Here is an 18,415-nt window from a genome sequence, read left to right as displayed (position 1 = left end):
CGCAGACCGCCCTATCGTGGCCAATCGGCCAGAACCGTTCCGTCGGCGTCCTCGAAGGCGACACGGTCGAGATCCACTGCATAGAGGCAGACGGGCCGATGCTCGGCCGACTCGCTCCAGCAGTGGGCCGCCGCGCCGTCGGCGAAGCCGGAGATCCGCCCCTCCAGCACCAGCTCGAACACCCGGCCCTGCGCCGCGCCATCGGGCGGCAGCTTCAGGACATGCTCATAAGGACGCTGGCCTCGGCGCTCGGTCCGCGCGGCGTCCTGGCCATGCAGAACCGCCAGCCCAAGGCTTGGCTGCTCCACCGGCGTGGGCGTGGCGGGCGGCGCCACCTCGCGCCGCTTGGAGCACCGGTCGCCCGTCAGCCAAGGCCGCGGGATCCAGAACCCTTCGACGGTCTCTATGCCCGCCGGCGTGGGCGCGGCGCGAACGAGCGGCAGGTCCGTCCAGATCGAGGGCCGGGCGACCAGGCGCAGCGACGAAGCCTTGGCGTCGACCTGGTAATAGGCCTGGGCGGGACCCGGATCGGCGACGGGACCGGCGCAACCGAACGCTAGGCGTACCGAAAATCGCCGCCCCACAAGGTCGCCGCCGCTAGTGGGCGCGCCCGAAGCATAGGCGTCGGCCGCCTTGGCCGCCGACGCGATCAGATCAGCGCGCGAGGCCACGGCGGCTGGAACGGCCTTGGCCGGCGGCGCGGCGACCACCGGCGGCGGCGCCTCCACGATGGGCGGCGCCGGCGCAGGGCGGGTCAGCACCAGGACCAGCACGACGATCGCCGCCGCGCCGATGGCCAGCGGCGCGATCAGGGCGAACTTGCGGTCCGGAGACCCCTGTCTATTGTCGCTCATGGCTTGAGCCTAGCAGAAGACAAGGTCCAGATTGCAATCGCCTTCGCTCCGGTCTGCGCCTGACGCCGCCGCCACCAGCCGAGGGCGCAGGCCGTGACGCCGGGCCAAATCATCGCCCTGGCCGTCCTGGCGGCGGTCGTGGCCGGGCTTATTCACGGCAAGCTGCGGTCGGACGTCGTGGCCCTGGCGGGGGCGGCGGTGCTCTTGGGGACGCGGACCGTGCGCCCGGTCGAGGTGCAGGCCGCCTTCGCCAGTCCTGCCATCTTGGCCTTGGCCTCGCTGTTCGTCATCGCCTACGCCATGGAGCTGTCGGGCCTGCTGGGCTTGGTGATCCGGGGGGCCACGCGCCTGTGCGCCCGCCTGGGCGCGGCGGGTTTGTGGATGGTGATCGTGCTGTGCGGCCTAGCCTCGGCCTTCTTGAACAATACGCCGATCGTCGTGTTGGGCGCGCCGGTGGTGCGCGATGTGGCCCGGTCGATGAACCTGTCGCCCAAGCGGTTCCTGATCCCGCTGTCCTACGCCACGATCCTGGGCGGGGCCTGCACGCTGATCGGCACCTCGACCAATCTCCTGGTCAACGACATGGCCCGCAACGCCGGCCAGCCCACGTTCAGCCTGTTCGAGGTCACCCCCGTCGCCTTGATCATCGCCGCCGTCGGCGGTCTCTACATGGTAGTGTTCGGTCCCCGGCTGCTGTCGGCCGCGCCCTCGCCCGACGAACAGGACGCCCCCGCCCCGCCCGTGGCGATCAATCCGCCCACCGGTGAAGATCCAGCCCTCTATCCGGTCGACGCGCCCTTCGATCCCCTGCGGGCCGGGGCGGCCCTGGGCGTCTTCATCCTGGTCGTCACGGTGGCGGCCCTGGGCCTGCTGCCGATCGCCGCGGCCGCGTTCGCCGGGGCCGTGCTGCTGGTGGTCACCGGCATGATCAGTGTCGACAACGCCTATAAGGGCCTACGCCCCGAGATCCTGTTGCTCATCGCCGGCATGGTCGTGGTGGGTTTGTCGATGGAGGTCACCGGCCTGGCGGCCCTGGCCACCGATGCGCTGGTCGGATGGCTGCGGCAATTGGGGCCGCTCTACGCCCTGGCCCTGATCTACGGCGCCACCTTGCTGCTGACCGAGATCCTCTCCAACGCCGCGGTGGCGGTGCTTTTGACGCCGATCGCCGTGGCGCTGGCCGAGAGCCTGGGCGTCAGTCCTCGCCCCTTCCTGGTGGCGGTGATGATGGCCGCCAGCGCCGCCTTCGCCACGCCGTTCGGCTACCAGACCAACGTGCTGGTCTACCAGATGGGGGGCTACCGCTATCTGGATTTCGTGCGGATCGGCGCGCCGCTCAACCTGATCACCTGGGCGGTGGGCCTGGCCGTGATCCCGATGTTCTTCCCGTTCTGACCGCCAAGGTTCCCGGCCAAAGCCTCACAATATTGTCAGGCCATCGTGTTTCCGCGCCCGATTAGATCGTTCTACGATCTATCTCGACCACAATCGGCTGGAGGGAACATGGACGATCCTATCAACGAAACCATTCTGCTGATTTGCGACGACGAGGATCGCGCAACACGTCTGATGGCCGCCCTCGACGAGGCGCAGGTGAGCGTCATCGGCCCCTTCACCACCGCGGGGCTTGCCTTGGCGGTGACCGCCCACACCGGCCCCACCGTGGCGCTGCTGGCCAGCCAAACCACCGGCCAACGCAGCGCCGAGCAACTGGCCCAGACCCTGAACGACAATTGGGGCGTCCGCTCGATGCTGCTGGACGAGACCGCCCATGCCGCGGTCGAGACGGTGGGCTGGCGCGCGCCGGACGACCAGGTGGCGCGCGTGCGCCGGGCCCTGTCCAGGGCCTTCGCGGCGGCCTGATCGGGCCGACCCATCCGACGCCCAAAAAGGAGACCCGCTCCCGATGACGGCCAGCGAACGCATCCTGGCGGCCTTGACCGGCCTGCTGTCCCATTTCGCCCAGCTCAGCGCCCTGGCCTGGGCGCTCAATCTGGTTCTGACCTTGGTCGTTGTCGGCCTGGCGATCGCGACCGGACGTTTGGCCAGGCGCATCGCCAGGCTGGGCGCCCATCGCCTGCCCGGTCCCGCCGACGCGGAGATGACCGTCCGCGCCAACCGCCTGGCGCGGCTGGCCGGCTGGATCGTCCAGACGCTTGCCGGGATCGCCGCGGTCCTGGTCGTGGCCGACATCTGGGGCTTCAACCTGCTGGCCTGGACCACGACGCCGCTCGGCGCGCGCATGCTGGCCGGCGCGGTCCGCCTGGGGCTGTTGCTGATCGCGACGGTGGCGGTCTTCGAGCTGGTCAGCCTGGCGATCGGGCGAGGCATGGACGGCTTCGCCGACCATGCGGTCGAGCCGCGTCGGCGCGCCCAATTGGCCACGCTCGCGCCGCTGCTGCGCGGCCTGGCCCAGAGCGCCATCGTCATCGTGGCGGTCCTGATGGCCCTGAGCGAACTGGGCGTGAAGATCGGACCGCTTTTGGCCGGGGCCGGCGTCGTCGGCGTGGCTTTGGGCTTTGGCGCCCAGACCCTGGTCAAGGACTTCCTGACCGGCATCTTCCTGATCGTGGAGGACATCGTCTCGGTCGGCGACATCATCCGCATCGGCGACAGCGGCGGTCTGGTCGAACAGATGACGCTGCGCACCATCCGGCTGCGGGACTTCGACGGCACCGTGCACGTCTTTCCCTATAGCGAGGCCCAGGTCCTGCATAACCTGACCAAGAGCTTCTCCTATTATGTGTTCGATCTGCAGGTGTCCTATGGCTCGGACCTGGACGCGGCGCTGTCGATCATGAAGCGGGTCGGGGCGCGCCTGAAATCGGATCCCGACTTCGCCGACAAGATCCTGGACCCCATCGAAGTGGTCGGGGTCGACAGCCTGGCCGACAGCGGCGTGGTGCTGAAGGCCAGGATCAAGACCGAGCCGCTGCAACAATGGAACGTCGGGCGCGAATATAATCGCCGCATCAAACTGGCCTTCGACGAAGCCGGCGTGGAGATCCCCTTCCCGCACCTGAAGGTCGTGATGCCCGAGCGCCAAGTTTCGGAACTGGCGGGTCTGCGCGGCGTCGCCAACTGATCCGCCAGCGCGCGCGCCCCAAATCGGCGCGCCTCGAACCGAAAACCCCGAAGGACGCCGCCGGGCGGCTTGACGAGAGCCTTCACGTGTTTCGCCGCACGCGAGGCCCGGCGTCGGGCGAGCATGACGACACGCGCCATCAAGGCCTCTCGGCCGGCGTGAGAAAGGCCGTCAACGGACCGTGATCGAACAGTTGCGCATTCCACGGATTTTCCCCGCAAGTCCGGCGCGGGCTTGCAGGCTCAAGGGCTAGCACGGTGAGGGCGTCTCTCGGCTCATTGGGCACCGTCCGCCTGATGGCGGCGAGCGCGCCCGACCAGCGGCCGGCAAGACCGCCAGGCCGACCGAGAAGCGGTCCGGCCGACCAGACCGCGATTCCGGTTGCCCCCTGGACCCAACCTTGGCGTCAGCGTCGCCGATGCGGGCTCGCGCAGTCCCGCGCGACGCTACAGACCTCGCTCTCTCATCCATGGCGGGTCTGCACCCGTGGCCGTCATGCGCGCTTCATCCGGGCGACAGCGCCTCAGGCGGCCACCGCCCGCCAGAGAACATAACTCGCCGTGGCGATGACCATCGTGGCGAAGACCCGCCTGGCCAGCAACGCCTTGCGCGCTAGACCCGGCGCCAGCCTTGCCCCCGCGGCCACACCGACCGCCCCGCCGGCCACCAGGGCCAAGAGCAACCGTCCGTCCACCAGGCCCGAGGCGGCGTAGCTGACGCTGGTCGCCGCGCCGAAGAGGGTGACCGACACCAGCGACGAAGCCGCGGCGTTGGCCAGGGTCATGCCGGTGGCCGCCATCAGGCCCGGTGCGATCAGGAAGCCGCCGCCAATGCCGAAGAAGCCGGTCGCCAGCCCCGTGACCGCGCCGACCGGGACGAGCCGCGCGGTCTTGGCCAGGTCGATATGGACATCCGGATCGCCTGGCGATCGCGGCGCCCGAAACATCGAAAGGCCCACCGCGGCCATGGCCAGGGCGAAGCCGGCCAGCAGGTGGCTCCCCGCGACCGCCTTGGCCAGATGCGCACCGACCAGTGAACCGATCAGGCCCGGCGCGCCGAAGGTCAGGGCGCAGGGCCATTTGACACGGCCGGCCTTGGCTTGGGCGGCCAAGCTGGCGGCGGCATTGACCGCCACCGCCGCGGCCGAGGTCCCGATGGCCACGTGAGGGTCCTTGACCCCCACCGCATAGAGCAGCAGCGGCGTGGCCAGCACCGAGCCGCCGCCGCCGAACAGGGTCAGCAGCAGGGCGACGAGCGCCCCGCTGGACAGGGCCGCGACCAGGCTCATGTCCATGGCTTCAAGCCCCCGCGCGGCGGTTCCAGGGCGCCAGGGCCAGCAGGCGCGCCATGCCGCAAAAGCCGGTGACGCCCGCCAAGGTCAGGCCCAGGCCGACGAACCCGGCGATCCCGAAGAACAGCGGCGTGACGGTCAAGCCCAGCCCCAGGCCCAGCAGCACCAGCAGTCCGGCGCCGATCTGCACCTGGCGCATGATCTCCAACGGCGCCTTGGCGTCGATCTCGACCGGCAGGCCGGCGCCGTCCCACGCGTCCAGGCCCCCATCCAGGACGAAGGCCTGCGTCCCGCAGGCCAGGGCCAGGCGCTCGCCATTGGCGGCGGTGCGCAGACCCGAGCGGCAGGTGAAGATCACCGCGCGCGCATCCGACAGAGCCAGCCCCTTGGTGTCGAGTGTCGACAGCGGACGCGACAGCGCGCCCTTGGCGCGCCGCCGGGCGAACTCGTCGGGCTCGCGGATGTCGATCAGGACGGCGCGGCCTTCGGCCAGCCGCTTGGCGGCGTCTTCAGGCCTCAGAAGTTTCGGGATCGTGGTCATGGGCGGCGTTCTCCGCTGGAGGGCAGAAGATCTCCGCGAGCGTACCGACCACCTTGAGGGCGGCCGGATCGGCGATCCGGTACCACACTGTCTGGGCTTCGCGGCGCGCGGCCACGACTCCCTCCTCGCGCAACACCGCCAGGTGCTGCGAGAGCGCCGATTGCGACAGGCCGACCAAGGGCTGGATCTGCCCCACCGACCGTTCGCCTTCGGCGAGCTGGCACAGGATCATCAGCCGGCGTTCGTTGGCCAGGGCGCGCAGGAGCTTGGCGGCCTGCGCGGCGCTGGCCTCGAACTGGCTGACATCGAAACGCGAGAGATCGAACATGAACGCCATATATTCGCTTGTTCTAATTTAGCAAGTCCTTATATGAGAACCTGCTCATACGGAGAGTCCAGTCATGCAGCCCAGGGTTCAAGCGTTTTTCGATCCAGCCACCTTCACGGCCAGCTATCTGGTCAGCGATCCGGCCACCGGATCGGCCGCCATCATCGATCCGGTTCTGGACTTCGAACCCAAGGCCGCGCGGCTCTCCACCCAGTCGGCCGACGCCCTGCTGACCGCCGTGACGGCCCAGGACCTGACTCTGGCCTATGTGTTGGAGACCCACGCCCATGCCGACCACCTGTCGGCGGCCGACTATATTCGCGGCAAGACGGGGGCGAAGATCGTCATCGGCGCCCACATCGTCGAGGTCCAGAAGACTTTCATTCCGGTGTTCGAAGCCGAGGTCGCCGCCGACGGCGCGGTGTTCGACGTGCTGATGAACGAAGGCGACGACCTGCCGCTGGGCCGGCTGTCCATCGGCGCCCTGCACACGCCGGGCCATACGCCTGCCTGCCTGACCTATCTGATCGGCGACGCGGCCTTCGTCGGCGACACGCTGTTCATGCCCGACTACGGCACCGCCCGCGCCGACTTCCCCGGCGGCGACGCGCGCACGCTCTTCCGCTCGATCCAGAAGGTCCTGGCCCTGCCGCCGCAAACGCGGATTTTTGTGGGCCACGACTACCTGCCACAGGGCCGCGCCGACTATCGCTGGGAGACCACGGTGGGCGAGCAGCGGGCGAAGAACATCCATGTCGGCGGCGAGGCCCTTGAGGCGGAATTCGTGGCCATGCGCCAGGCGCGCGACGCCACCCTGTCCGCCCCGACCCTGATCCTACCCGCGCTGCAGGTGAACATCCGCGCCGGCGCCCTGCCCCCGCCCACCGCCGCGGGCAATGTGTTCCTGCGCCTGCCGGTGAGCCACAGCGAAAAGATCGTGTCCGGGCCGCCCGAACCCACCCCGCGTTAAACAGGACTCGGACGTCCGGTCCCCGCCAGGCTTCATGGCGACCGACCGTGTCGATCCAGGATAGGCAACGCCAGCCGACACGTGGCGACTAGTCCGACCTGGCGTTGGCCCAGGACGAAATGGGCCGGCGGCGCGAATATTCCGTTCTCGTGTCGATATCGAGGATCAGCCGGCATTTGTCGCGGATGCGCTCGAAGAGGACATGGTTCCAGGGCTCAGGCGACCGGGGGGCGCATCGTTGGTCTGCAAATAGAGGCCAAGAATCCCTAGCAGGAAGTCGGGCACGCTGATCGACAGGTTCGGCTTTGCGACAAATTGCACGCCGTGCAATACCAAATCACGCCTCTGGGCCGCACCTTGCAACAGCCCTTCCGAGCGCTGCACGAATGGACTCTTGAGCAGTTGCCGCATGTCGAGGCGGCGCGGCGAGCTTTCGATCAGATGTCGGCCGGCATCGCGTCCTCCGGCCCCGAAACCCTGCCGGCGGCCGCGTCGGCCTGATCCAACGAACGGCGCGCGTCACCTCAGCAGGCAAGCGCGCGGATTACGCCGAAAGCGAAGTTTTAGAGATAACCGCTGCTTGCCGCTCTAGCGTCTCCCAAGGCCCAGCGCACAACAAAACAAAGCCTCAGAAACACCGATCGTGTCCAGCCGGTTAGAGGAGAAGGCCCCAGACCTTGATCTTCACGACGTAGCCCAGGTCCTGATTTTCGCGCTTACACAGGCTGGCCGAAGCGGGCTAGAGCCGCCCAATGCCTTTCACCGCCGCCCTGGCCAGCGCCCTCATCGCCTGCACCGCGCCGAGCGTTCACGACGGCGACACCCTGCGCTGCGGGTCCGAACGGGTGCGGCTCTTCGGCGTCGACGCCCCCGAGGTTCGGCGCGGCCAGACCCCGGCCGAGCCCTTCGCCTACGAGGCCCGGGATGAGTTGATCCGCCTGACCCGCAGCCGCGTGGCCTGCCGGTTCGTCGAGCGCGACCGCTATGGCCGGTTCGTCGGCAAGTGCTGGTCCACCGCCAGCCCGGACGTCAATGCGGCGCTGATTCGGTCGGGGCTGGCCACCGAGTATCGGCGTTACAGCAAGGGCGCCTACGCCAAGGCCGAGGCGGATGCCAAGGCTGCGGGTCGCGGCCAATGGGCCCAGGGCGTGGCCCGGGTCGAACCATAGGGGCGAAGCCTGATCGGCGCCGCGAAGATGGACCTGTTCCACCCGGACCGGATCATTGCAGTCGGTGGGAGGCGGACTTTTACCGCCATCGGCTCAGTCTTCGTCTCGATCAGCGTCTTTTCTCATACGGCGCGAAATTGCGACGGCGACGGCCAGCACCGCAACGATGCCGATCACGACCAGAATGATACTTCCCGAGAGCTGGTCCCGGGCCGAAGGTCGCGCAACGCAGGCGGCCAGAAGAACGCAGGCGCCAAATAGTATCGAAAGTCGTCGCATCGCGCCCTCTCTGGAAACCCAGGGAACCTAGCAGGCTCACCGTCAGACGCTACGCGGGTTGACCCTCGTAGGCATCGTCCTCCTCCCAGAAGATCAGCCCTAGAGATCAGCGCCGCTGGAAAACGGCGCTTGGCCGGCAACGTAGGAAACCAGACAAGGCCACGTTGGTCGTGAAGGACCGTCGATCGCGTGCACCGGCGCCTGCCGCAAGTGGATGGATCGCCGAGCCGAACGAAGCCTAAACAGGCGGGGGCGCCACCGGGCCGTCCTCCGCAGAAGTCGGCTCGGCCTGGATCGGGCCGGTTTTCAACGCTCCGGGCCAGAGCGCAGTGATCGCGGCGCTGACCAGATGGGCGGCGCCCACAACCAACAGGCCGGCCCCGGCGATACCGATGATGAGGGCGGTCTCTCCAAAGCCCAGGCTTCGATCGATTTCTGGTGATCTTCCCATGGACTAAGCCTCATCCTCGGCGATCAACCGGTAGCCCAGGCCCGCCTCGGTCAAGAGGATCCGGGGGGCGGCGGGCTCTTCCTCGATCTTCTGGCGTACCTGGCCGACTAGCACCCGCACGAACTGGGCGTCGATCTGGGCCGTCGGCCCCCAGACGGCGGCCATCAGCTGACGGTGCGTCACCACCCGGCCGGCATACCGCGCCAGGGCCCGGAGCAAGTCGTATTCCCGAGGCGTCAGGCGCACCTCATCGCCCTGCAGGAAGACGCGGCGGTCGGCGAAGTTGATCTCGAGATCGCCGGCCTTGAACCGGGCGCGCGCCGAGAACCTGCGCTCGCGCCCCCGCATGGCGGCTCGCAGGCGAGCCAGAAGTTCGCCGACCGCGAACGGCTTGTTGACGAAGTCGTCGGCGCCCAGGTCCAGGGCGGCGATCTTTTCCTGTTCGATGTCGCGAGCCGACAGCACGACGATGGGGACTTCGGACCATTCGCGGATGCGCGCGATCACCGCCTTTCCGTCGAGGTCGGGCAGGCCAAGGTCGAGGATGACGCCGTCGCAGCCTTCGCTGGCGAGGTGGGCCAGAGCGGCCTGACCGCTATCGGCCACCGAGACCTCATAGCCCGCCGCCCCGAGCGCGGGCGTCAGGGCGCGGACGAGCTGGGGCTCATCATCAACGAGGAGGATCTGGCCCAGGCTAGACTGCATCAAGCGCGCTCCCGGCCAGGAGAAGGCCAACCACCAGACCGGACTCGCCGTCCGGACGGGACGTGGCGGCGATGGAGCCGTCCATCGCCTCCACCAGTCCCTTGGCGATCGACAGGCCAAGCCCCGTGCCTTGCACGGCCGCCGTGCCCGGTGAGCGGAAGAACTTCTCGAAAATGCGATCCAGGTCCTCGGAAGGAACGCCCGGCCCATGGTCTTCGATCTCGATCAGGACGGCGCTGGCGACCAGCGAGGCGCGAACGACGATCGGCGCCTGGACACGGCCGTAGCGAGCGGCGTTGTCCAGGACGTTGCCCAGCGCCTGTTCCAGCAAGATCGGATCGCCGCCGATCATCAGCGCATGCTCGGGGAAATCACGATGGACCGGACGTTCTGGACGATCGAAACGCGCCACGACGCGATTGAGAACCTCGACGACGTCGAAGGTCTGGCGATCAAGCTCCAAGGCCCCGGACTCCAGCTTGGTCATGCTCAGCAGGTTGCCGACGAAACGGTTGAGCCGCTCGGCTTCCTCCTGAATGGTGGTGACAAGGTCGGCGCGGACGTCCGGCGAAAACCGCTCGCCAAAATCCTTCAGGCTGCTGGCCGAGGCCAGGATCGCCGCCAAAGGGGTGCGCAGGTCGTGGGAAATCGACGACAACAGGGCATTTCGCAGTTGCTCGGTTCGCGCCGAGGCCTGGATTTCGGAGCGAGCCGCGCCCAGGCGCGCGCGCATCACCGCCGCGGCGCCAAGATCGACCAGAATATCGATCAGCCGGTCGTCCTCGCCCACGCCTGACGGGCCGCACCAGGCCGCAACGCCCAGCAAGGCGCCGTCGGCGCTCAAGGGCCTTGCCCGCCAGACGCCGTCCCACAGCGTCCAGGCGTCCGCGGACGGCGGCGCGACGGCCAGGCCGGCGATCTCGGCGATGAGTTCGGGGGCGGCCTCATCGCCCTCCGGCGCGCACCAGACCCGGCCGGCGTCCCAGAGGATGGCTTGCCCCCGCGCCGCGTCGGCGATGCGCCGGACGATCCGCCCCCGGATGGCGTCTTCCTCTCCGGCCGCCGACAGTTCCCGACTGGCCTCGAACAGGGCTCCGGTCGTATGGGCGCGCGCCTTGCTGCGTTCGGCCTCGTCGCGAATGCGGCCCGCCAGTCCCCCGGTCAACATCGCCACGCCGAGGAAGACGATCAGCACGATGACGTCCTCGGCCGACACGAGCTGGAACGTGAAGCGCGGCTCGACCAGGTAGAAGTTGTAGATGAAGAAGGCGATCGCGGCGGCGAAATAGGCGGGGTTGGCGCCCAGGGTCACGGCGGTGACCAGGATGCCGGCCAGGAAGACCATCGAAAGCCGCGTGGTGTCGAAGACCCGGTAGAGGGCTTCGGAGACCAGGGTGGCCGCGCCGATGATCCCGAAGGCCGCGGCGTAGCGCCAAAGGCCCTGGGGGCTGCGCGGCCTTGGCACAGCGTCGGGCCACTTCAGGGATCGTGGATCGAAAAACGCGGTCATCATCATCCACGAAGGCACTGTCGCATCGGTCCCGCCGGCCAGCCGCCTTGCAGCCTCGCCCAGGGGATGGGCGCGGGCCAGCCAACGGGACCGATGCGCGCCGCCGGGGGGAGGCGGACGCTCCACCATGGGGCCAGGCCTCGCGCGCTTCAATTATGCGCCCCTTATGGCCCCGCGCGTGAACCTTATAAGGTTCTTATGCTTGCCGGTCCGCCGCTGAGCGCCGCATCTCGCTGTGCGATTTACAGTGTGGAACCCGATGCAAAAGCAAGTCCTAACGCCGGCCCTCGTGACCCTGGTGTTCGCCATCGCCCTCTCGGGCTGCGCCTCCAAGCCAAAGCCCGCGCCGACGCCCGCGACGCCGCCGCTGGCCCAGCAGGGCGGCGAGCCCGGCAACCAAATGCCGGGCCTGGAGCAGTCGCCCGAGGCGCGCAGCCTGCAGCAGGACCTGGCCGCCAATGCGGGCGACCGGGTGTTCTTCGCGCTCGACAGCCATGACCTTTCGGCCGAGGCGCGCGACACCCTCGCCGCCCAGGCCCAATGGCTCAACCAGCACCCTGGCGTGCGGGTCATGGTGGCCGGAAACTGCGACGAGCGCGGCACGCGCGAATACAATTTCGCCCTCGGCGCACGGCGTGCGGCCGCGGCCCGGGAATTCCTGGTCGCCCAAGGCGTCTCGGGCGGCCGCATCGCGACGGTGTCCTACGGTAAGGAAAAGCCGATCGACGGCGGCGCCAACGAACAGGCCTGGGCGCGCAACCGCAACGCCGGCACGGTCGTCATCGATCTGGCTCCTCAGTAGAGGGTCGTCCCCGGGCGCGCGACGGATTTCGTCGGCGCCCGGGCGGCCCAGGTAACAGCGCATGCACTGGCTTCAAGTCGTCGCGCCCGCCCTGGCGGTGGTGATCGTCATCGCGATCGCCGTACTAGGGATCGTCTTCGTCTCCGTGATCGAGACGTTCCAACGCATCTTCGGTCCTGGCGCCTCGGGCGACGCGGCCCAGGCCGAGCCCGACGACGAAGCGCCTGAGAACCGCGCCGATGAAACGGACCCGCGCTGATGTGGACCAAGCTTGGCGATCTGACGCTGCGTGTCGTGCTGTGGGCCGTCCTGCTGTTGACCGTCGGGAGCTGCTCGACGATCATTTTCATGGCGATGCGCGCTCAATCCGGCGGCGGCTGAAGAACCAAGTCCGGATGGCCGGTCACGAGCCAAGCCGGGCATCCAGGCGACCACAGGCGTCCCCAGCCCTGCCCCCCGCCCCCGACCGTGCCTGTGTTCGAGCGCTTCTGGTCCGGCCAGGGCGTCGTCTTGTTTCGGGCGCCCAGCCGCGAGAGAAGAGGATGATTACGGCATGGCGTTGCAGACAGGCGATGCGGCCCCCGCCTTCAAGGCCAGGACGCCGTCCAACCCCACCTACGCGTTCGACACCGCCGCGGGGCGCTACTTGCTGCTCGGGTTCTTTCCGAGCCAGGACGGGCCGCTCGCCGCGGCCATGGGGCGGGCGGTCGGCGCGGCCCGGCGGCTGTTCGACGACGACAAGATCGCCTTCTTCGGCGTGCTGCGCGGGGTCGAGGCCTGCGCGCGCGCCCAGGATTCCTTTCCCGGCGTTCGATGGTTCCTGGACGCCGACCGCGCCGTGTCCCGGCTCTATGGGATGGACCTAGCGGAAGATCGGGAGGCCTGCGGCTGGATCCTGCTGGATCCGGCCATGCGGGTGCTGGCCACCGCACCGGTCGAGGCCACCGACCAGTTGTTCGCCGACCTCCAGGGTTTGCCGCCGGTCGACGATCATGCGGGCGTGGCGCTGCATGCGCCGGTGCTGATTGTACCGCGCGTGTTCGAGCCGGCGTTCTGCGCGCGGCTGATCGAGGCGTACCACGCGGGCGGCGGCGCGCCCTCGGGCTTCATGCGCGACGTCGATGGACGGACGGTGGAGGTCCACGACCCGAGCCACAAGCGGCGATCGGACCATGTGATCGAGGACGAGGCGTTGCGCGAGCAGATTCGCGTGAGGGTTATCCGGCGCCTCACGCCACAGATCGCGCGCGCCTTTGCCTTCACGCCGACGCGCATGGAGCGCTATCTGGTCGCCCGCTACGACGCGCTCGACGCCGGATTCTTCCGGGCCCATCGCGACAACACCACCAAGGGCACGGCGCATCGGCGCTTCGCCGTGACGATCAATCTCAACGCCGAGGCCTATGACGGGGGCGACCTGGCGTTTCCCGAATACGGCTCCAGGACCTATCGCGCGCCGACCGGCGGCGCGGTGGTCTTTTCCTGCTCCCTGCTCCACGAGGCGCGCCCGGTGACCCGGGGTGAGCGCTACGCCTTCTTGCCGTTCCTCTACGACGAGGCGGCCGCCCAATTGCGGGAGGCCAACACCCCCTTTGTCTCGGCCGAACTCGCTGGATACAGGGCCGGCCCCGCTCCGGGCGCAACCGTCGCGGATGCGGGCCAGGACGAGGGGTGACCCGCCTCGTCGAAAAGGCGCCGCGCGTCCCTGCCCCCGCCGGAAGGCCCTAGAGTCCGAATGGCGCCCGCCAAACTCAAGGAAGCCTCGCCAAGCAAGAAAGCGCCCTGGCTTGCCGCCCACGAAATTCATGATGGCGTTGACCCCGAGGCCAAAGCCGTCCCTTAAGCCTTCGCCCCTGTCGACTGTAGCCAGATGAGATTTGCATGACGCTCGCCAAAGCCCGGTCCCGTCCGCTCTCGGCGCTGCGCGACTTCCTGCATCACGAGGCCTCCGGCGGCTACGTGCTGATGGCGGCCGCGGCCCTGGCGCTGGTGGTGGCCAACTCCCCGCTGGCGGGTCCCTATTTCGCGGCCCTGAAGGCGGAGTTCGGCTTCGCGATCGGCGGCTTCCATCTGCGCGAAAGCACCCAGCACTGGATCAACGACGGCCTGATGGCGGTGTTCTTTCTGCTGGTCGGCCTGGAGATCAAGCGCGAGGTGCTCGACGGGCAGCTCTCCAAGCCCTCGCGCGTCATCCTGCCCGGCCTGGCCGCGCTCGGCGGGGTGGCCGTCCCGGCCCTGATCTACCTGGCTTTCAACGCCGGTTCGCCGACCGGCCGCGACGGCTGGGCGATCCCCTCGGCCACCGACATCGCCTTCGCCCTGGGGGTGCTGGCGCTCCTGGGCCCGCGCGTGCCGGCCTCGCTGAAGATCTTCCTGACCGCCATCGCGATCATGGACGACCTGGCCGCCATCGTGATCATCGCCCTCTTCTATACCGCTCAACTACACCTGGCCTATCTGGCCGGCGCGGCGGGCATGCTGCTGGTGCTGGCGGCCCTCAACCGGCTGAGGGTGATGACGCTGTGGCCTTACCTGTTGGGCGGCCTGGCCCTTTGGTGGCTGGTCCTGGAGTCGGGCGTACACGCCACCTTGTCCGGCGTCGCCCTGGCCATGCTGATCCCGTTGCGCAAGAGCCCGGCCTGTCCGGACGATGCGACCTCGCCGCTGCACCGGCTCGAGCACGCCCTGCACAAGCCCGTCGCCTTCCTGATCGTGCCGTTGTTCGGCTTCGCCAACGCGGGCCTGTCCTTCGCCGGGATTCCCGCCTCGGCCATCTTGGACCCGGTTCCCATGGGCGTGGCGCTGGGGCTGTTCATCGGCAAGCAGGTGGGGGTCTTCCTGACCGCGATGGCCATCGTTCGGCTGGGCTGGGCCGACATGCCGCGCGACGCCTCGGCGGCCCAGCTCTATGGCGTGGCCGTCCTCTGCGGCATCGGCTTCACCATGAGCCTGTTCATCGGCAATCTGGCTTTCGGCGACCCAAGGCTGATCGACGAGACCAAGATCGGGGTTCTGGCCGGGTCGCTGGCCTCGGCCTTGCTGGGCGTGATCGTCCTGCGCCTGTGCAGGCCCTGCGCGCCCGCCGCCGCCGATCGCGAGAGCGACTTCGCCGACGCCTGACGGTCGGGGCAAGCCTTCGGCGCGGGCGGTCCAGCGTCGCCTATTGTCACAATCGTTTACAGTGAACGGCGTTCGGACCGGCTAAGACGCCCGCGTGAGCGTCAAGTGAGTCCCAGGACGTGGTTGGTTCGATGGAAGACGCAGCGGCGATCGAGATCACACCCGCCGGCCAAGAATACGTCGTGTGCTATCGCGGCGCGGTCATGGCGCGCAGCCCCGAACTCGCCAAGGCCTATCAAGGCGCGCTGGACCTCTGCGCCCAACTGTTCGACGACGGCGTGCATGCGCCCGTCCTAGAGCGCGCCGCCCGCCGATGGTGACCGCCGGAACGGCGCGGCGGTCCCGCTCGTCCCTCCCGCGACGTTAAGGCCGTGCCGCAAGCGAAGGTCAACGCCCTCGACCAGGCGATCGGCAGCCGGCTACGGGCGCGCCGCCGACACCTGAGGCTGACCCAAGCCGACCTTGCCAAGCGCCTGGGCGTGACCTTCCAGCAGCTCCAGAAATACGAAAGCGGGGCCAACCGCATTTCAGCCGTCAGCCTGCACCTGGCGGCTCAGGCGCTGGAGACGCCCATCGGCTTTTTCCTCGAAGGCCTCCCACGGCGCGATCAGCCTGAGTCCGCGGATCTGCAGCGGCTGGAGCGCTTTGTCGCCCTGCCCGAGGCGGTGGCGGTCGCCAGCGCCTTCACAAGCCTGCCCGCGAGCAAACGCCGCCGCCTTCTGTCCCTGATGCTGTCGATGGCCGAGGCGGGGCCCGGCGCGGAGGACTAGGCGTCGCGCCAACAAGGGGGCGCCGTCGCCTCGAGGCGCTTGGGCGGCATCTCGGACGGCGAATAAGGAGCCGGCCGTCCGCGCCTTCGACTGGAGCTCGGTTCGGCGGCTGCGCTCGCCCCCGATCCAGTTCTTGCACCTTCGCCATCGCCGCCGCCGCGGTCGCCCCCAAATGGCGTCAAGGCTCCACAGGGCTTGCTCAGCCGCCGCGATCGCTTCGGCTTGACCTGGCCGCTCCCCTGGCGGACTTAACCGCGCGGCCACGGAGTTTCGTCATGCCTTCCCTCTCGGCGTTCGACGCCGCGGCGATCGTCATCGTCCTGGTCGCCCTCCTCGGCTATCTCAACCACCGTTTCTTCCGCCTGGCGCCCTCCATCGCCTTGACGGTGATGGGGGCTCTCGCCTCGATCGTGGTGGTGGCGGCCGATCGCATCTCGCCGGGCCGGGATCTGTCGGGGCACGTGCGCGAGTTCTTGGGCACGGTCGATTTTCAGACGGCGTTGATGGACGGCATGCTCTCGTTCCTGCTGTTCGCCGGAGCCTTGCACGTCAGCCTCGAGCAGGTGCGCGCCGGACGCGGGCCGATCCTGGCCCTGAGCACGGTGGGGGTGGTGCTCTCCACGGTGCTGATCGCCGCCGGCTTCAAGGCGGTGAGCCTGCTGGTGGGCCTGGACGCGCCGCTGGCCTGGTGCCTGGTCTTCGGCGCCCTGATCAGCCCGACCGACCCGGTGGCGGTGCTGGGCATCCTCAAGGCCGCCAAGGTTCCCAAGCTGCTGGAGGCCACAGTCGGCGGCGAGAGCCTGTTCAACGACGGGGTGGGCGTGGTGGTGTTCAGCATCTTGCTGGCCGCCGCCACCAGCCACGCGCCGCTGACCCTGGGCCATGCGGCGCTATTGTTCGCGCACGAAGCCGGCGGCGGCGTCCTGCTGGGCCTGGTGGTCGGCTATGTCGCGTTCCGGGCCATGCGCTCGATCGACAACTACAATGTCGAGGTGATGATCAGCCTGGCCGTGGTCATGGGCGGCTACGCCCTGGCGCGCCCGCTGCACGTCAGCGGCCCTGTGGCCATGGCCGTGGCGGGGCTCCTGATCGGCAATCATGGGGTAGCGCTGGCGATGAGCGACACCACCAAGGACTACCTGCTGAAGTTCTGGTCCTTGATCGACGACATCCTCAACGCCGCCCTGTTCCTGCTGATCGGCCTGGAGGGCGTGGCGCTGTCCTGGAGCCCCGGCCTGCTGCTGGCCGGCGTGCTGGCCGTGCCGATGATCCTGCTAGCGCGGCTGCTCTCGACCGCGCCGATCCTGGCGCTCTGGCGTCGTCGCCTGCCCTTGCGCCTCAGCGTGCCGATCCTGACCTGGGGCGCCTTGCGCGGCGGCATCTCGATCGCCCTGGCCCTCTCGTTGCCGGGCGGCCCGATGAAGGACCTGATCGTGGCCACCACCTATGTCGTGGTGCTGTTTTCCGTCGTCGTCCAGGGCTCGACCATGGCCGGGCTGGTGCGGCGGCTGCCCGGTTCGAGCCGGCCCTAGCCGCCCGTCGGGCGCTTTGCCCGCCACCTTGATCGGTGCGCCGCCCCGCGACTCCGGCCAGGGCCGGCGACACGGGGCGAGCATCCTCAAGCGCGTCCGGCGCGGACCTGCAGTTCGATCCGCTTGAGGACCTGTAGTTGACGCTGCGCGGTCATCGCCGGCCACAGCGCCAGCTTGAGCATCAGCGACATGATCAGCAGGACGGCGGCCGGCAGGCCCCAGTGCAACGCCGAGAGCACATCGCCGGCGCTGAAGAACTTCCACGCCGCCCCCGCCCCGGCCAGGAAGAGAACGGTTTGGACGATCAGGAGGATCACGGCGAGCCCCCCGGAGCGGGCGGTGATCGCGGCCGAGATCTGGTCCATGGCGCCCGGATCCTCGTCGATGCTGCGCAGCAGGGCGTCTTCCTCGTCCTGCAAGGCCTTGGTGATGTCAGACATGGTGGTCTCCTTCCAACACGGCGCGCAAGGCGCGCCGAGCGTGCATGAGGCGGGTCTTGACGGTGCCCGCCGGGATCTCGAGCGCGACGGCGATCTCCGCCACGCTCAGGTCGTCGAAATAAAACAGCGCCAGCGCCGCGCGTAGGGGTCCGGGCAGCGCCCTGACGGCGGCTTGCAGGCGCGGCGTGGCGATCTCCGGCGGCTCTGTCGGCCCCTCTTGGGCGACCTCTCTCAAGGCGCCGGCCAGGGCGCGATCGCCTTGCAGGCCGCGGATGTTCCTGGCGCATCGGCGCGAGACGATCTGATAGGCCCAGGCCGGAAAGGCCGCCTCGTCCTTCAGGCCTGGCAGGCCTCGGGCGATGTCCATCCAGCTGGACTGGACCACGTCCCTGGCGAGTTCCATGTCGCCGGTCAGCCGCCAGGCATGGGCGATGAGCCGCCGGTGATACCGACGCGCCAGCAGGTCCGCCGCCTGGCGGTCGCCGGCCTGGGCGGCGACGACCAGGTAGCCGTCGAGGAGCCGGCGCTTGGCCTTGGTCGGATCTGAGCTTTGCCGGGTCATGGAGAA

At 68.9% G+C, this 18,415-nt stretch carries 24 protein-coding genes; 14 read left to right on the top strand and 10 right to left on the bottom strand.

Going from position 1 to position 18,415, the window contains the following annotated elements:
• Window positions 1–11 precede the first annotated feature (11 nt).
• Window positions 12–854, bottom strand: a complete 843-nt coding sequence (locus tag BM066_RS01240) for a hypothetical protein (protein ID WP_018113162.1) — start codon at window positions 852–854, stop codon at window positions 12–14.
• Window positions 855–947: 93 nt separating this feature from the next.
• On the opposite strand from BM066_RS01240, the gene BM066_RS01235 reads away from it, so the two are divergent.
• The 3 genes from BM066_RS01235 (at window position 948) to BM066_RS01225 (ending at window position 3,939) form a co-directional block, all read left to right on the top strand.
• Window positions 948–2,249 (top strand): SLC13 family permease, encoded by a 1,302-nt coding sequence (locus tag BM066_RS01235; RefSeq protein ID WP_018113163.1) that lies wholly within the window; start codon window positions 948–950, stop codon window positions 2,247–2,249.
• Between the two features lie 108 nt (window positions 2,250–2,357).
• The gene (locus BM066_RS01230) at window positions 2,358–2,717 is read left to right on the top strand and encodes a hypothetical protein (protein ID WP_018113164.1); all 360 of its coding nucleotides are present in this window, start codon (window positions 2,358–2,360) and stop codon (window positions 2,715–2,717) included.
• Between the two features lie 43 nt (window positions 2,718–2,760).
• A complete protein-coding gene (locus tag BM066_RS01225) occupies window positions 2,761–3,939 on the top strand; it encodes a mechanosensitive ion channel family protein (RefSeq protein ID WP_018113165.1) in 1,179 nt (392 codons plus the stop codon).
• A 523-nt stretch (window positions 3,940–4,462) separates the two neighbouring features.
• Here BM066_RS01225 and BM066_RS01220 read toward each other — a convergent pair.
• Genes BM066_RS01220 through BM066_RS01210 form a run of 3 tightly spaced genes read right to left on the bottom strand, consistent with a single transcriptional unit; the run spans window position 4,463 to window position 6,099 of the window.
• Window positions 4,463–5,233 (bottom strand): sulfite exporter TauE/SafE family protein, encoded by a 771-nt coding sequence (locus BM066_RS01220; RefSeq protein ID WP_018113166.1) that lies wholly within the window; start codon window positions 5,231–5,233, stop codon window positions 4,463–4,465.
• A 4-nt stretch (window positions 5,234–5,237) separates the two neighbouring features.
• Window positions 5,238–5,771: a rhodanese-like domain-containing protein gene (locus tag BM066_RS01215; RefSeq protein WP_018113167.1), complete on the bottom strand. Its 534-nt coding sequence runs from the start codon at window positions 5,769–5,771 to the stop codon at window positions 5,238–5,240.
• Window positions 5,740–6,099 carry an ArsR/SmtB family transcription factor gene (locus BM066_RS01210; RefSeq protein ID WP_177218353.1) on the bottom strand — a complete coding sequence of 120 codons (360 nt, stop codon included), beginning with the start codon at window positions 6,097–6,099 and terminating at the stop codon, window positions 5,740–5,742. Before BM066_RS01210 ends, BM066_RS01215 begins: the two co-directional genes overlap by 32 nt.
• A gap of 73 nt (window positions 6,100–6,172) precedes the next feature.
• Between BM066_RS01210 and BM066_RS01205 the strand changes: the two genes are divergently transcribed.
• On the top strand, window positions 6,173–7,069 hold the full coding sequence (locus tag BM066_RS01205; protein ID WP_018113169.1) for an MBL fold metallo-hydrolase: 897 nt from the start codon (window positions 6,173–6,175) through the stop codon (window positions 7,067–7,069).
• Window positions 7,070–7,234: 165 nt separating this feature from the next.
• Here the strand turns inward: BM066_RS01205 and BM066_RS26290 are convergent, their stop codons facing one another.
• A complete protein-coding gene (locus tag BM066_RS26290; RefSeq protein WP_177218347.1) occupies window positions 7,235–7,480 on the bottom strand; it encodes a hypothetical protein in 246 nt (81 codons plus the stop codon).
• A gap of 341 nt (window positions 7,481–7,821) precedes the next feature.
• Here BM066_RS26290 and BM066_RS01195 point away from each other — a divergent pair, with 341 nt between their 5' ends.
• Window positions 7,822–8,238 carry a thermonuclease family protein gene (locus tag BM066_RS01195; protein WP_089923647.1) on the top strand — a complete coding sequence of 139 codons (417 nt, stop codon included), beginning with the start codon at window positions 7,822–7,824 and terminating at the stop codon, window positions 8,236–8,238.
• 27 nt (window positions 8,239–8,265) lie between these two features.
• The gene (locus BM066_RS25760) at window positions 8,266–8,499 is read left to right on the top strand and encodes a hypothetical protein (RefSeq protein ID WP_143093624.1); all 234 of its coding nucleotides are present in this window, start codon (window positions 8,266–8,268) and stop codon (window positions 8,497–8,499) included.
• A gap of 256 nt (window positions 8,500–8,755) precedes the next feature.
• On the opposite strand, the gene BM066_RS25755 is transcribed toward BM066_RS25760, so the two are convergent.
• From BM066_RS25755 to BM066_RS01185, 3 genes are read right to left on the bottom strand one after another with little or no spacing between them, the layout of a single operon-like run.
• Window positions 8,756–8,968 carry a hypothetical protein gene (locus BM066_RS25755; RefSeq protein ID WP_143093623.1) on the bottom strand — a complete coding sequence of 71 codons (213 nt, stop codon included), beginning with the start codon at window positions 8,966–8,968 and terminating at the stop codon, window positions 8,756–8,758.
• Between the two features lie 3 nt (window positions 8,969–8,971).
• Window positions 8,972–9,673, bottom strand: a complete 702-nt coding sequence (locus BM066_RS01190) for a response regulator (protein WP_089923645.1) — start codon at window positions 9,671–9,673, stop codon at window positions 8,972–8,974.
• Entirely contained in the window at window positions 9,663–11,183 is a 1,521-nt protein-coding gene (locus BM066_RS01185; RefSeq protein WP_177218346.1) for a DUF4118 domain-containing protein, read from the bottom strand. The genes BM066_RS01190 and BM066_RS01185 overlap by 11 nt, the downstream gene beginning before the upstream one ends.
• Before the next feature lie 259 nt (window positions 11,184–11,442).
• Here BM066_RS01185 and pal point away from each other — a divergent pair, with 259 nt between their 5' ends.
• The 8 genes from pal (at window position 11,443) to BM066_RS01150 (ending at window position 17,407) form a co-directional block, all read left to right on the top strand.
• The gene (gene pal / locus BM066_RS01180; protein ID WP_089923639.1) at window positions 11,443–11,985 is read left to right on the top strand and encodes a peptidoglycan-associated lipoprotein Pal; all 543 of its coding nucleotides are present in this window, start codon (window positions 11,443–11,445) and stop codon (window positions 11,983–11,985) included.
• Between the two features lie 61 nt (window positions 11,986–12,046).
• Window positions 12,047–12,244: a hypothetical protein gene (locus BM066_RS01175; RefSeq protein WP_089923637.1), complete on the top strand. Its 198-nt coding sequence runs from the start codon at window positions 12,047–12,049 to the stop codon at window positions 12,242–12,244.
• Window positions 12,244–12,366: a hypothetical protein gene (locus BM066_RS26755; RefSeq protein WP_255367434.1), complete on the top strand. Its 123-nt coding sequence runs from the start codon at window positions 12,244–12,246 to the stop codon at window positions 12,364–12,366. Before BM066_RS01175 ends, BM066_RS26755 begins: the two co-directional genes overlap by 1 nt.
• A gap of 172 nt (window positions 12,367–12,538) precedes the next feature.
• Window positions 12,539–13,660, top strand: coding sequence for a 2OG-Fe(II) oxygenase (locus BM066_RS01170; RefSeq protein ID WP_089923633.1), 1,122 nt, complete (start codon window positions 12,539–12,541; stop codon window positions 13,658–13,660).
• A 206-nt stretch (window positions 13,661–13,866) separates the two neighbouring features.
• Window positions 13,867–15,105: a Na+/H+ antiporter NhaA gene (nhaA, locus tag BM066_RS01165; protein ID WP_089923630.1), complete on the top strand. Its 1,239-nt coding sequence runs from the start codon at window positions 13,867–13,869 to the stop codon at window positions 15,103–15,105.
• A 131-nt stretch (window positions 15,106–15,236) separates the two neighbouring features.
• Window positions 15,237–15,425: a hypothetical protein gene (locus BM066_RS01160; RefSeq protein WP_089923627.1), complete on the top strand. Its 189-nt coding sequence runs from the start codon at window positions 15,237–15,239 to the stop codon at window positions 15,423–15,425.
• A gap of 51 nt (window positions 15,426–15,476) precedes the next feature.
• A complete protein-coding gene (locus BM066_RS01155) occupies window positions 15,477–15,875 on the top strand; it encodes a helix-turn-helix domain-containing protein (protein WP_089923625.1) in 399 nt (132 codons plus the stop codon).
• Window positions 15,876–16,150: 275 nt separating this feature from the next.
• Window positions 16,151–17,407 carry a cation:proton antiporter gene (locus BM066_RS01150; RefSeq protein WP_089923622.1) on the top strand — a complete coding sequence of 419 codons (1,257 nt, stop codon included), beginning with the start codon at window positions 16,151–16,153 and terminating at the stop codon, window positions 17,405–17,407.
• Between the two features lie 86 nt (window positions 17,408–17,493).
• Here BM066_RS01150 and BM066_RS01145 read toward each other — a convergent pair whose 3' ends face one another.
• Together BM066_RS01145 and BM066_RS01140 are read right to left on the bottom strand one after the other, a co-directional pair.
• Complete coding sequence (locus BM066_RS01145) at window positions 17,494–17,847, bottom strand: DUF6768 family protein (RefSeq protein WP_218150883.1); 354 nt, start codon at window positions 17,845–17,847, stop codon at window positions 17,494–17,496.
• Window positions 17,840–18,409, bottom strand: a complete 570-nt coding sequence (locus tag BM066_RS01140) for an RNA polymerase sigma factor (RefSeq protein WP_089923620.1) — start codon at window positions 18,407–18,409, stop codon at window positions 17,840–17,842. Before BM066_RS01140 ends, BM066_RS01145 begins: the two co-directional genes overlap by 8 nt.
• Window positions 18,410–18,415: the final 6 nt, after the last annotated feature.

Origin of the sequence: Caulobacter sp. UNC279MFTsu5.1 (assembly GCF_900114015.1) — a bacterium.
GTDB lineage: Bacteria > Pseudomonadota > Alphaproteobacteria > Caulobacterales > Caulobacteraceae > Caulobacter.
This window is presented reverse-complemented; position numbering and strand designations above follow the sequence as displayed.